This is a genomic window from Rhizobium sp. GR12 (assembly GCF_036596185.1).
Lineage (GTDB): Bacteria > Pseudomonadota > Alphaproteobacteria > Rhizobiales > Rhizobiaceae > Agrobacterium > Agrobacterium nepotum.
In genome coordinates this window covers 101,253-114,365 of record NZ_JASXTH010000008.1, presented here as the reverse complement: position 1 = coordinate 114,365, position 13,113 = coordinate 101,253, and the positions used below count along the sequence as shown (strand labels likewise).

Annotated in this window: 12 protein-coding genes and 1 riboswitch; of the genes, 1 reads left to right on the top strand and 11 read right to left on the bottom strand. The window is 59.3% G+C overall.

Features of this window, described 5'->3' with window-relative positions; genetic code table 11:
- Positions 1-18 precede the first annotated feature (18 nt).
- The 5 genes from thiD to QSK43_RS15440 are packed head-to-tail and all read right to left on the bottom strand — an operon-like array spanning position 19 to position 3,931.
- A complete protein-coding gene (thiD, locus tag QSK43_RS15460) occupies positions 19-816 on the bottom strand; it encodes a bifunctional hydroxymethylpyrimidine kinase/phosphomethylpyrimidine kinase (protein ID WP_332304173.1) in 798 nt (265 codons plus the stop codon).
- Entirely contained in the window at positions 813-1,475 is a 663-nt protein-coding gene (thiE, locus tag QSK43_RS15455) for a thiamine phosphate synthase (RefSeq protein ID WP_332304172.1), read from the bottom strand. Before thiE ends, thiD begins: the two co-directional genes overlap by 4 nt.
- Complete coding sequence (locus QSK43_RS15450; protein ID WP_332304171.1) at positions 1,462-2,202, bottom strand: hydroxyethylthiazole kinase; 741 nt, start codon at positions 2,200-2,202, stop codon at positions 1,462-1,464. The genes thiE and QSK43_RS15450 overlap by 14 nt, the downstream gene beginning before the upstream one ends.
- A gap of 2 nt (positions 2,203-2,204) precedes the next feature.
- Positions 2,205-3,149, bottom strand: a complete 945-nt coding sequence (locus QSK43_RS15445; protein WP_045017823.1) for an ABC transporter substrate-binding protein — start codon at positions 3,147-3,149, stop codon at positions 2,205-2,207.
- Complete coding sequence (locus QSK43_RS15440) at positions 3,146-3,931, bottom strand: ABC transporter permease (protein WP_332304170.1); 786 nt, start codon at positions 3,929-3,931, stop codon at positions 3,146-3,148. The genes QSK43_RS15445 and QSK43_RS15440 overlap by 4 nt, the downstream gene beginning before the upstream one ends.
- A 128-nt stretch (positions 3,932-4,059) precedes the next feature.
- Positions 4,060-4,162, bottom strand: a riboswitch (TPP riboswitch).
- Between the two features lie 180 nt (positions 4,163-4,342).
- Between QSK43_RS15440 and QSK43_RS15435 the strand changes: the two genes are divergently transcribed.
- Positions 4,343-5,632: a pilus assembly protein TadG-related protein gene (locus tag QSK43_RS15435; RefSeq protein ID WP_332304169.1), complete on the top strand. Its 1,290-nt coding sequence runs from the start codon at positions 4,343-4,345 to the stop codon at positions 5,630-5,632.
- 54 nt (positions 5,633-5,686) lie between these two features.
- On the opposite strand, the gene QSK43_RS15430 is transcribed toward QSK43_RS15435, so the two are convergent.
- The 6 genes from QSK43_RS15430 to QSK43_RS15405 all read right to left on the bottom strand — a co-directional run bounded on the left by QSK43_RS15430 (position 5,687) and on the right by QSK43_RS15405 (position 13,043).
- Positions 5,687-7,681: an alpha-glucosidase gene (locus QSK43_RS15430; protein WP_332304168.1), complete on the bottom strand. Its 1,995-nt coding sequence runs from the start codon at positions 7,679-7,681 to the stop codon at positions 5,687-5,689.
- Between the two features lie 13 nt (positions 7,682-7,694).
- The gene (locus tag QSK43_RS15425) at positions 7,695-8,552 is read right to left on the bottom strand and encodes a carbohydrate ABC transporter permease (RefSeq protein ID WP_332304167.1); all 858 of its coding nucleotides are present in this window, start codon (positions 8,550-8,552) and stop codon (positions 7,695-7,697) included.
- Between the two features lie 5 nt (positions 8,553-8,557).
- Positions 8,558-9,469 carry a carbohydrate ABC transporter permease gene (locus QSK43_RS15420; RefSeq protein ID WP_332304319.1) on the bottom strand — a complete coding sequence of 304 codons (912 nt, stop codon included), beginning with the start codon at positions 9,467-9,469 and terminating at the stop codon, positions 8,558-8,560.
- Positions 9,470-9,641: 172 nt separating this feature from the next.
- Positions 9,642-10,877 carry an ABC transporter substrate-binding protein gene (locus tag QSK43_RS15415; RefSeq protein ID WP_045021906.1) on the bottom strand — a complete coding sequence of 412 codons (1,236 nt, stop codon included), beginning with the start codon at positions 10,875-10,877 and terminating at the stop codon, positions 9,642-9,644.
- A gap of 53 nt (positions 10,878-10,930) precedes the next feature.
- Positions 10,931-12,007, bottom strand: a complete 1,077-nt coding sequence (locus QSK43_RS15410) for an ABC transporter ATP-binding protein (protein WP_332304166.1) — start codon at positions 12,005-12,007, stop codon at positions 10,931-10,933.
- A gap of 331 nt (positions 12,008-12,338) precedes the next feature.
- Positions 12,339-13,043: a GntR family transcriptional regulator gene (locus QSK43_RS15405; protein ID WP_332304165.1), complete on the bottom strand. Its 705-nt coding sequence runs from the start codon at positions 13,041-13,043 to the stop codon at positions 12,339-12,341.
- Positions 13,044-13,113 lie beyond the last annotated feature (70 nt).

The window sequence follows — 13,113 nt, the reverse complement described above, 5'->3', positions numbered from 1 at the left end:
TGTGCCCGCCCAGGCCCTTCACCCCCACCACCGATAAAAATGATGCACCGGCCCCCGACCCTGCCCAACCGAAAGCCCCCGACCAGCTTCCAGCGCCCCATTCAGATACTCCTTCGCAAGACCCACCGCCTCCGCCAAGTCATGCCCCATAGCGAGATAGGCGGTAATCGCCGCCGCCAGCGTGCAGCCGGTCCCATGGTCGTTTTTCGTGTCCACCCTTGGCGCGGAAAGCGCCTGCATGGTACCGTCGGCGAAGAGATAATCCGTGCTTTGCGGCCCGTCGCCATGGCCGCCCTTGATGAGCACGGCTTTTGCGCCCGCCATCAGGATCATCTCGGCCTGGTGGGCGATGTCTTTTTCCGTCGTCGCGACTGGCGCACCGGTCAGAAGTGCCGCCTCGGGCAGGTTCGGCGTCACGATGGCGGCGAGCGGCAGCAGGTCGCGCCGTAACGTCTCGATGGCGTCCTCGTGCAGCAACCGGTCGCCGGAGGTCGCTACCATAACCGGGTCGAGCACCACCGGCTGCGGTTGCTGCCTAAGCCGTGTGGCGATGGCGGCAATGGTTTCGATCCGCGAGACCATGCCGATCTTCACCGCATTGATGGCGAGATCGGAAAAAACCGCGTCCATCTGCGCGACGATGGTGGCAACGGAAATATCCTCCACCGCCGTTACGCCTTTGGTGTTCTGGGCGGTGATGGCGGTGATGACGCTTGCGGCATAGGCGCCGAGCGCCGAGAAGGTTTTGATGTCGGCCTGAATGCCAGCACCGCCGCCGCTATCGGAGCCGGCAATGGTTAATGCAATGGCTGTCATGGCTGCCTCGCTTTCAGCGCAGTGTCGATTGCAGCGCGGAAGTCCTTGGTTGCGCTGGCAATATCGCCTGCGCGGAAGATGGCGGAAATGACCGCGACGCCGTCTGCGCCGGCGGTGATGACGGATGGCACGCGCGCAAGATCGATGCCAGCGATGGCGCCCACCGGCATTTCCGGCCGCCACTCCCGCAAAAGATCACGCAGTAGCGTAAAACCGTCGATACCGACCGGCTTGTCGGGGTTGACCTTGGATACGGTCTCGAACACGCCGCCGATGCAGGCGTAATCGGCGGGCATTGCCGCCACCCGTTCGGCATCGGCCCTGTTCTTGACGGTGAGGCCGATAATCGCCTTTTCGCCGAGGATGCGTCTGGCGGTTTCGGCATCCATATCATCAGCGCCGAGATGCACCCCGTCCGCTCCGGAGGCGAGCGCGACATCCACCCGGTCATTGATGACCAACGGCACGCCGGTACCGGCAATGGCCTCATGAATGGCGCGGGCGTTTTCGATCATCTCCCGAGTTGAAGCGTGTTTGTCGCGATATTGCAGGATGGTCGCGCCATTGAGCGCGGCCGCCAGAGCAAGCTCGGCCAAGGGCGCGACATCGCCGAGGCTGGCATCGACCAGCGCGTTGAGGCGGTAATCAACCTTGTTCATGCTCGATCCTCGCATGGTTTATGATGTCTTCGCCGGAAATTTCGGAAAGCGCGTCCAGAAACGCCGGTTCGAATGTGCCGGGGCCTTTTGCGTGCATTGCGGCCAGTTCGGCTGCGACACCCGTGATGGCGAGGGCGGAGGCGGCAGCCGTCAGCGCATCTTTTTCCACCGCCATGAAAGCGGCGATGACACCGCCCGAAAGGCAACCTGTGCCGGTCACTTTTGCCATCCACGAGTGGCCATTGACGATCCTGATGTCACGGGTGGCATCGCGCAGGTGATCGACCGGCCCGGTCTCAATCCTGACCGCGTTCGGAACATCACCGATCAGGCTCATTTCGGCGCTGTTGCCGCGCACGATGGTGGGTCGAAATGCGATCAGTTCACGCGCAAATGCCAGCCGCGAGGGAGAATAATCGCAATGCACGGGATCCAGAATCCACGGCTTGCCCGCCGCGCGGGCGATCTCGGCGGCAAACCGTATGACTTTGCGCCGTTCGGCATCGAGTGTGCCAAGATTGATCGTCAGCGCATCGGCTTTCGTGACGAAAGCGCCGATTTCCTCGAGCGAGGTGGTCATCGAGGGAATGCCGCCGACGACGGTGATACCGTCGGCGGTGAATTTCTGCACCACGGTGTTCATCAGGCAATGCACGCGCGGGCGTGTCTGCCTTACTCTTTCCAAGATCTCTGCGGCCTTTGCCGCTGTCGGAAAATTATTCGCCATGATTATTGCAGCTCCACGGCGATGTCTTCCGCCGCCGGTGCCTGCTTGATCAGCTGCATGTCCCGCATGAATTCGCCGAAGCGGGTGTAGCGGGCGCGGTCCAGTGCGGCCGGGCGCTTGGCGAAACGCGGCAGCGTGTCGAAAAAGGCCTGTTTGTTCAGCGCATCGTCAAGGTTCGGATAGGCCTTGATGAAAAGCTGCCACGCCTCCTGCGGGTGGTTGGTGATGAAGATCGCGGCCTGCTCGACGGCGGAGAGGAAACGCGGCAGGCGATTGTCTTTGGCGAGATCACGGTGGGTGACGAAGATCAGCTCGTCATAGGCAGGCACGCCATGCTCCTCCGGGAAGAAGGAGCGGCCCTCGTGACCCTCGAGCTTCATCTGCGTCAGTTCGAAATTGCGGAAACCGCCAAGTGTGGCATCCACCTTGCCCGCGATCAGGGAAGGCGAGAGCGAGAAGTTGACGTTGACGAGTTCCACATCGTCTTTCGTCAGCCCGTCCTTTTCCAGCATGCGCTTCAGCATCGCATCCTCGAAACCGGACACGGAGAAACCGACCTTTTTGCCCTTCAGGTCCTTCAGGCTCTTGATCGGTCCGTCAGCCAGAACGGTGACGGTATTGAGAGGGGTTTCGACCAGCGTGCCGAAACGGACGAGCGGCAGCCCGGCTTCGTGATCGAGATAAAGGTTCGGCTGGTAGTGGACGCCGATATCGGCCTGTTTTGCCGAGACGAGGCGCGGCACGGCGGATGGGTCTGCGGGTGGAACCAGCTCAACCTCCAGCCCCGCATCTGCAAACAGGCCGCGTTCTTTCGCGATCACCATCGGCGCGTGATCCGGGTTCACGAACCATTCCAGCAACACGGTAAGCTTGTCGGCCGCCTGAGATTGCACGGGCGCAAGCACGCTTGCTGCCGCGACGACGAGGGAAAGAAGAGTTCGTTTCATGGTGCTGAAAGCCTCCGCAAATATTTGAAAGGAATGAAATGTTCTGTTTCTTCGGCCCATGGGGCCAGATTGGCTGTCGCCCGATCGACGATAAGCCGCAGCAGCACCGCCATGACGGCAAGAATGGCCATGGCGGCAAACATCGTGTCGGTCTGCATGCGGGCATTGGACTGGATCATGACGAAACCGAGCCCGGCCGACGCGCCCACCCATTCGCCGATGACGGCGCCAAGCGGGGCGAGCGGCGCTGCCACCCGAAGCCCGGAAATGAGCGAGGGGAGCGCCAGCGGCGCACGCAGTCGGGTGAGGATCTGCCAGTGGCTCGCCTCTGTCAGCGAGGCGGCGTCGAGGATGGCGCGATCCGTGCGGTTGAGACCATCAGTGAAGGCGGAGGCGACGGGAAAGAAGATGATGATCGCCGTCATGACCACTTTCGAGGCCATGCCGAAGCCGAACCAGAGGACGAGGATAGGGGCCAGCACGAAGACCGGAAACGCCTGCAACACGAGAACCATGGGCCAGACGAGGCGGCCGAGACGCGGGATTGCCGCGATCGTGAAGGCAACGAGAAGACCGGCGACGATGCCTGCCACAAGCCCGACGACCATTTCAGCTGATGTCACCATGGCCTGTCCGAACAGGAAGGCCGGCTGGCGTAGAAATGCGGCGGCAACATCGGCGGGCGAGGGCAGGATATAGCGGGGCGGCGCAAACAGCCATGTCCCTGTCTGCCAGAGAATGAGCAGAAGCAAGACGCCGTTCAGCGCGTGGGAGGGACGCATGGGCCGGACCTCAGACGCAACCGCACCGTTTACGAAGGGAAGGATGTTTCAGCATCATCGTTCGGTCTCCAGCTGTGACTATCACGGAGACCCGGGCAAAGCGGAGAAGAGAAAGGGCAGCAGCTGACTAGCGCGACAGTTTCCGTTCCTACGCCGGCATGACCCGGATCAGGTTCAAGGGTCCGGCTCATCGCCATCTCAGCACTGTGCAGTGCTCCCCTCGGAAGAGACTGATTTGCTAGGAGGGTTTTGAAGTAATGTCAACTTTGAACTTCAATGCGGAGGCGGGCCGGTTCGTCGCGAATATATTAGTTATCTTTTATATAAGTTTATCAAAAATTAGTTATCTATTGAAACCGCTTTTCAATTCCGCTGTATTAGCTTCCGCTTCCTGAATGGGTGGGGGCGAGTTTGAAAAACTTCTGGCAAGAAAAATCGGGAAATTTTGGTATTCTTACCGCGTTGCTCTTGGTGCCCCTGTGCGGTGCTGCCGGTGTGGCTCTCGATATCTCGCGGGGCATGTCGGCCAAAGCCGATTTGCAGCAGGCCGCGGATTCCGCGGCGTTGGCGGCTGTTGCAGATACGTCCGCAAGTATTCAGGCGGCAAAGAAGATGTCCGGGGATGGTATCATTCCCGTCGGCAATGAAGAGGCCCGGGCGTTCTTCGATGACAACCAGCGGGGAAATGCAGACTACAGCCTTACGTCTGTCGATGTATCGGTCATCAAGCACGGCAATGTGGTCGAGTCATCCGTGAGCTTCAGGGCGTCCGTCAACACGACGCTGTCCGGGCTTCTGGGAAAGGATTTTGTCTCGGTTGGCGGTACGGCCACAGCCAAATACGAAACGGAAACCTTCAGCGATTTCTATCTTCTGCTGGATAATACGCCCTCCATGGGAGTGGGCGCCACACCCCTGGATGTCGCCAAGCTGGTTGCGAATACAAGCGATCGATGCGCCTTTGCCTGTCATATCGTGAAAAATGGTGTGGCAGACGCGAGCAGCTACTATTTTAGGGCAAAGAGCCTTGGGGTCACCACACGCATCGACGTGGTTGCCAAAGCAACCGCCAGCCTAATGGACACGGCGAAATCCACGCGCAAAAGCAGCAATCAATATCGCATGGCTGTCTACACCTTCGGGGAGCGGGCGGAAGACACGAAGCTGCTTGAGGTTGTTCCGCTGACTTCGGATCTGGAGACCGCGAAGAAAAAAGCGGGCGAAATCGACCTGATGTCCATTCCCTATCAGGGATACAATAACGACCAGCAGACCGACTTCGATCGGGCATTGGCCCAGATCGGCGACAAGGTCGGCACCTCGGGCACGGGCGCCAGCTCGGCGAACCCGGAAAAGGTGATTTTTTTCGTTTCGGATGGTGTGGGCGATAGCTACAAGCCTTCCTCCTGCACGAAAAAATTGACGAGCGGGCGCTGTCAGGAGCCGATCGACGTCAGATCCTGTACGAAGCTGAAGGAGAAAGGCTTTCGTATCGCAGTGCTCTATACCACCTATCTGCCGCTGCCGACGAATGACTGGTACAATAGCTGGATTTTGCCCTTTCAGTCGGAAATCGGTTCGCGCATGCAGAGCTGCGCTTCCCCCGGCCTGTTTTTCGAGGTCAGCCCCTCTCAGGGCATCAGCGACGCGATGACGGTCCTGTTCAAGAAAGCCATCACATCACCACGCCTGACAGGCTGATGGCGGCTTGGCCGGCGATTGAATCATCTCCCGAACGCCGCAACATGTGACGATTCAGCCGATCCTGCGAAGCCGTTCAAATTGCACAGCAAAGGGCGTGCCGGCACGATAAAACACAGCCGGTTCACCTATTGGAGCATCAACGGTGACTTCGCGTCCGCCAAGGTGTCGCGCACCGCTCCACAGATGCAGCCATTCACTATTGCTCGGAAGATAGAGCGTACGTTGCGTTTCCCCTGCCTTCCAGACGGGCGCGACGAGCATGTCCGAACCATAGAGGTAGCTGTCCTGAATGGCATAGGTTTGCCGGTCGTTTTCGTAGTGAAGGAAAAGCGGGCGCTGCACCGGCAGGCCCGTTTCGGCCGCCTCGGTGGAGAGCGATTTCAGATAGGGGGCGAGCGCGACATAGATCGCCGTCATGCGGGCGAAATGACCAAGCACCGTCTCGTCCTGGTCGATCTGGAGATTGTCGCGCGGGCGGTTGCCCTCATGCGTGCGCATGACTGGAGTAAAGGCGGCCATTTCCGCCCAGCGCATGATGAGTTCCGGCGTTCTGACATTGCCGAACAGGCTGGTATAACCGCCGATATCGGAGTGGTGATAGGCGTTGCCCAAAAGGCCGGAAGACAGCGCACCGCAGATGACGGAGACGAGGCCGTCATGGCGGGAAAAATCCACCGACTGGTCGCCGCCCCATAGGAGCGGGCAATGGGCCTGCACGCCGGTAAAGCCCGCCCGCATGAAGAACAGCGCCTCGCCGGTTTTACCGCGGCTTTCCACGGCTTTTGCGTTGACTTCGGCCCAGAGTGTCGGCCAGGCATTGTGCATCAGTTTGGCGTCGATGCCATTCGACAAAGTGATGTCGATCGGCAGATATTCGCCGAAATCGGCCATCCAGCCGGAAAGGCCGAAATCCAGCATGTTCTTGCCGATGATCTCTTCGGCAAACCAGTCCGCCGCCGCCGGATTGGTGAAATCCACCACGCCGCAATCGAACTCGCCGAAATCGACGAGCGCCGTCTTGCCATCCGCGCCGGTGGCGAAATAGCCGGCCTTCTCGGCCACGGGAAAGAGCGGGCCATCGACACAGAGATAGGGGTTCACGTAGCCGAGAAATCGAATGCCCTGATCGGCAAGCTCGGCAATCTTCTGGCGCAGATGCGGATAACGGGTCTCGTTGGCCTGCCAGTCCCAGAATAGCCGCGCGCCGAAGGACGTCTGGCGAAGCCCCACCCAGTCCTCGCACCAGAGGCCTGAGACCCTGGTTCCGGCGGCACGGATTTTCTCCAGCCGCGCGAAGGAGTTGGCGCCGTCCTTTAATCCGATGATGGCGCCACTATAGACCCAGTCCGGCAGTTCCGGCTGGCGTCCGAACCGCAGCGAGAGGGCGGAAACGATATCAGTGAAGTGTTCGCCGACGAAAAGCTCGATCTGCTCGGGGATCGTCCAGATCTCGATTTCATGGAAATCGCCATTACGGAAATCGAAAACCGAATAGGCGCTCGTTTCCACATGCAGCGCGTATTTGCGTGACGACAGCCAGGTGGGCTGCGGGTAATTGGTGTTGTAATAATCGCCGCCCGCCTTGCCGCTGATGTCGGCCTTGAAGGTGATTTCGGCGGTCTTGTCGCGGCCGACCCCGGGCTCCGAAGTCCAGAGCGGAAAACGGCGGCCGCGCATGTCGAAATAGGACATCTGCTCGCCGCCGCCCCAGACATGCTCGTCCTCATCCGCGACGACCCGCAGCCACAGGCGGTTGATGGTCTCGTCCAGTGCCGTGAACCGGATGGCATTTCCATCCAGCGTCAGATGAAGGCGCGGTTCCTGGCCAGGTGCGGAAGACAGTATGACGCTGTCGCCACTGACTTCGGCATGGCGCAGCGCAGTTCGTTCGACGACATAGTCCTCGATATCGAAATTGCCACGGTACATATCCATTCGTTCCTTGCCGAAACCGGCAAAGAAGGCCGGGTTTTTGGGCGAATGGGAAAGGATGGTCCGGCCGCCGATCGCGAGCGTGAAGCCGTCTCTGGTCTTTTCGAAGTGCATGACTTTTCCCTATTTAACCCTTGAGACCGCCAGCGGTGAGACCGGAGACAACCCGCTCCTGAAAGATGACGATCAGGATTGCGACCGGCACGATGCCGACAACCAGCGCCGCCGAGATGACCGGCCAGGGGAAAGCGAACTCGCCCTGATAAAGCTGAATGCCGACCGGCAGGGTGCGAAGTGCGGGATTGGAATTGAAAGAAAGCGCCAGCAGGAATTCGTCCCAGGCGTTCACGAAAGCGAGAATGCCGGCGGTGAAGACGCCCGGCGCGCACAGCGGCACCACCACCTTGAACAGCGCACCGATGCGGGTGCAGCCATCGATCATGGCGGCGTTTTCCAGATCACGCGGAATGCTTTCGAAAAAGGACACCAGCATCAGCGTGCAGACCGGCAGGGAGAGCACGGTGTAAGGCAGGATAAGGGCGGTCCAGCTATTGAGCAGGTTCAGCGCACGCATGATTTCGAACAGCGGCACCAGCAGCGTAACCAGCGGGAAGGTGGAAACGGCGATGATGAGCGAGAGTATCAGCGCCCGGTATTTGAGATCGAGCCGCGCCAGCGCATAGGCTGCCAGCACCGAAATCAGAATGGTGAGCGCCGTGGAAAGCAGCGCCACCATGAAGCTGTTGAACAGGAAGAGGTGCAAAGGCTGGTCGGAAAAAGCCTGCACGTAATTGGCAAGCGTCGGCGCGTGTGGAAACCACGTGATCGGCTTCACCGTCAGCTCCGCTTCAGTTTTCAGCGAGGTGAACAGAATCCAGATTGCCGGAAACAGGCCGTTGACCAGCAATATGGAGGCCGCGATGAAGCGCAGCGGCTTCCCGGAAAAGAAAGAGGACAGACCGGAGGAGGTCGCAACGGTGCTCATGGGAATTAGTCCTTCGTCCGTATGATGCGGAGATAAACGGCGGTGACGCACATAGAGAGCGCAAACATCATGACCGCCAGCGCCGAACCGTAACCGAGATCAAGGAAAGAAACGGTGTTCTGGTGAATGTACATGGCGAGCGTCGTCGTGGATGTGCCGGGTCCGCCGCCGGTCATCATGTAAGGTATATCAAAGGTCTGCAACGCCGTGATGGTACGGAAGATGAGGGCGACGACGATCGCCGGCTTGAGCAGCGGCAGGGTGATTTCGAAGAACTGCCGCACCTTTCCGGCGCCATCCACATCCGCGGCTTCATAAAGCGAGCGGGGGATTGTCTGCAGCCCGGCGAGGATCATCAGCGCCATGAAGGAAGATGTCTTCCAGATGATGGTGAGGCAGATCGCGGCGAAGGCCCAGTTCGGTGAGTTGAACCAGATGATGCCTTCAAAGCCCAGCCGGTTCAGTACATCGTTCACCACACCGTATTCGTAATGGAAAAACCACGCGAAGATGAGGCCCGCAAACGACAGCGGCAGCGCCCACGGGATGAGCAGCGACAGCCGCATCGGCCACTGCATGGAGAATGGCAGGTTGGCGAGAAGGGCAAGACCAAGCCCCATGAACAGTGCGCCCGGCACCGTTATCAGCGTTATCAGTACGGTATTCCAGGTCGTTTCCCAAAAGATCGGGTCCTCGAACATCGCCGTATAGTTTTCAAAACCGATGAATTCTGCCGGCAGGCCTGATGTCAGCGAAAGGCTGAAAAACGAGGTATAAACGAGACGCGCCACCGGATAGACGATGATGAGCGAAAGAAGAATGGCGGCAGGCGCCAGAAGCACCACGGCGAGCGAACGGTCGCCGAGATCGAGCCACCGCGTCCAGCGCGGCAGCGGCTTCTCGTCCACCCTGACCATCGATCTTTCCGGCATCGTCACGTCTGCCACTCCCGCAACTGGATTCACGTCATTTTCTCCCGATCGGACCGGTTTGTCTCCGGCCCGCTTGTCGTGCCGTTCAGGCGATTTTCATTGGTTCGGTCAACAGGCCAGAGGCGGCATGGCGTGCATGCTGCCTCCGGCCACAGACTTAGCGCAGCACGCGGCGCAGACGGCTTTCCATCTGCTTTGCGCCGTCTTCCGGCGACATCACGCCCGCAAGCACGCCGTTGACGGTTGTGCGGATCGTTTCGCTGACCTCGTTGTAACGCGGCGTAACCGGGCGGGCCTTTGCCGTTTCAACGACCGGAAGCGCATCCGCAAACCAAGGGATGGACTTGGTCACATCAGCATCCTTGTAGAGCGAGGCATAGGTGGGCAGTAGCGCGGCGTTGATAGCCATGAACTTGGAAACGTCTTGGCTGGACAGATATTCCACCAGTTTCTTGGCTTCGTCCTGCTGCTTGGAGTAGGCGGAAACGCCGAATTCCCAGCCGCCAAGGCATGTCGTCTGCTCTCCGCCCTTGACGGCCGGCAGGCGGGCGACACCGACCTTGTCGTTCACCTGGGATTCCTTGCCCTGAAAATGGGTCCAGGCGTAGGACCAGTTGACGGCGAAGAGAACCTTGCCCGCTTGGAATTCCTTGCGCGTGTCGTCGGTCGCCACTTCGGAAATGTTCTTCTTGGAAATGCCTTCGTCGACGAAGCTCTTCCAGAGCTTCAGCGAATCCACGGCCGCCTGGTTGTCGAAATTCAGCTTGCCGTTTTCAACCAGCGACTTGCCTTCGCTCCAGTAGGGCAGCAGGAAGGTGCAGACGGCGCCCTCAATTGCCTTGCCCTGGAAGGACAAGCCCTGAAGCTCGGGGTTCTTTTCGCCTTCCATGACCTTCTTGGACGCTTCCTTCAGCTCGTCCCAGGTGGTTGGCGGCTGAATGCCGTATTTGTCCAGCAGGTCCTTGCGGTAGTAGAGGAACATGGAGTCGGCAAAGGCGGGCAGGGCCACGATCTTGCCGTCCACAGTGTTCGCTTCTGCATAGGTCGGCAGGTAGGCAGACAAGTCCTTACCGGAGAAATCGCTGGTCCAGCCGGCGGTTGCGAATTGTGCCGGACGGATGACGTCGAGCATCAGTACGTCAAGGCTCGAATCCTTGGCGGACATCACGGTGTTGAGATATTGCGCCTGCATTTCGGACGTATTGCCGCCGGTCTCGATCAAGACTTTCACGCCGGGCGTCTTCGCCTCATATTGATCGAGCGCCTTGCGCCAGACGTCGGGCTGATGCTGGCTGGAAACGAAGATTTTGAGTTCGGAGTCGGCAAAGGCCTGTCCCGAAAAGCTGAGCATCGTCGCGCAGAGCGCCGCTCCCGTAAGGGCTTTGAATTTCATGTTTTCCTCCCGTTATTGAAATCTTGAAACCGGGCCTGCGGTGGCCCGATCTGTCACTGAATGGAGCGTTCCGTCGTCGCGTCGAACAGGTGGACCTTCGATGGGTCGAGGCCGATCTTCAGTTCCTCGTTCGGTGCCGGTTTCATCTCTGGCGGCATTCTGGCCGTCAACGCTGCATCACCCAGAGTGAAATGCACCAGCGTGTCCGAACCCAGCGGCTCCACCACCTGCACCTTGACGGAGAGTTGTGTGTCAAATCCCCCGGCTGGACCGAAATGTTCAGGGCGAATGCCGACGATGACCTCCCGTCCATCGAGCGCCGTTTCGCGGGACGGCCTGACGGCCGCCAACGGAAGAGAATTGCCGTCCGTAAATGTGAGCCTGTCGCCGTTCACTCTGGCGCGGGCGAAATTCATGGCGGGCGCACCGACGAAACCGCCGACGAACACGCTTTCCGGGCGATTGTAGACCTCATCGGGGGTGCCGACCTGCTCGATATCGCCGCCGCGCAGGATGACGATGCGGTCAGCCAGCGTCATTGCCTCCACCTGATCATGCGTGACGTAGATGATGGTGGTGCCGAGCTGCTGGTGCAGGCGCTTGATTTCCGTGCGAACCTGTCCGCGCAGCTTCGCGTCGAGGTTGGAGAGGGGTTCATCGAACAGGAACACCTGGGGGCGGCGCACGATGGCGCGGCCCATAGCCACACGCTGGCGCTGACCTCCGGAAAGCTGGCCCGGACGACGGTCCAGCAGATGGCCGATGCCCAGCATATTCGCCGCCTCATCGATGCTGGCATTAGCCTGCGAGGCGCTGACGCCGCGGACCTTCAGGCTGAAGCCCATGTTTTCACGCACTGTCTTGTGCGGGTAAAGCGCATAGTCCTGAAATACCATGGCGATGTCCCGCTCGCGCGGCGGCAGTTTGTTGACGACCCGGTCACCGATCATCACTTCGCCGCCACTGATGCTTTCCAGCCCGGCGACCATGCGCAGTGTCGTGGACTTGCCGCAGCCGGACGGGCCAACAAAAACCACGAATTCACCATCGTTGATTTCAAGGTCGATACCCTTGACGATGCGCAGGGCACCGTAACTCTTGTCCAGTTTGCGCAGGCTGACTGAAGCCATTTTTTCCTCCTCACGTCCGGCGCGCCCGAAATCGGATGAACGCAAACCGGCATCAACCTTCAAATCCACGCATCGCTTTTCGAAAAAATCATCCCGATCGTGCGGCGATATCGTGGGACGGCGAAACGCCTGTCTCCCTAGGCTCGTGATATTACCTTTCGTCAAAAGGAAATCAATAGTGTATCAATTTTATTTCTGACAGAAATCAAAAACCGGCAAAGCTTTGATTCAAAGAAATATTTTAACGCAATTCTCTGCGCCGCAGGTTGCTGCTTCCTTGCCTGCCATCAATTTTCTGTGCCCATGTGGATCACGCGAATTCGATACATTCTCAACGTATGCGTGAAACGTACCTCGCGACGGTATGGTCGAACCATGTCCATGAGACTTCAGCCACGGCTCCGTCCTGCCCCTGGCTCAGGCGAAGGACGCGTGGCACCGATGCGCCGGGTTTCTGGCCGAATGGTACAGGCGCCCACTCCGGCACTTCCCCGAGGTCGATGCGGTCTTCGGCCTTCGATATCCAGAGATTGAGGCGGGTGCGATAATAGAGATAGAGCGATTCTGACAGGTTCTCGACGGTGATCGTATCGACATAGGAGCCGTCGAGCCAGATTTCCTCGATTGCCGCCGGTTTCCCGGCGATACGCCTCAGGCGGCGGATACGGTGGCCTTCTGTCGATGTGCCAAAGGTGGGCAGGGTGGATGGCTTGGCGAGGCGGGCAACATCCAGCACCTCCGCCGTTGGCAGGCCGCCGCCCTCGATCATCTCGAGCCGGAAGAAGGCGTAGACGCTTTGCGGATCGCTGACTGCGCGGATGTAATTGCCGGAACCCTGTACGCGCTCCAGCAGTCCGCGCTCCTGCAACTCCGCAAGCGCCTTGCGGAGCGTGCCGACAGCTATGCCGAGATCGGCTGCCATATCCCGTTCTGGCGCGAGCTTTTCACCATCTATCAGCCGGCCCGCAGCGACTTCGCGCACCAGCATTTCTGCAATCTGCAAATATATAGGCAGGCTGCCGCCCGTGTGTTTCATGGTGCCATCCCCTCCGCGAAACAAAAATTGATACATCATTGATTTACATATTTCTTGATGTTATGCAAGA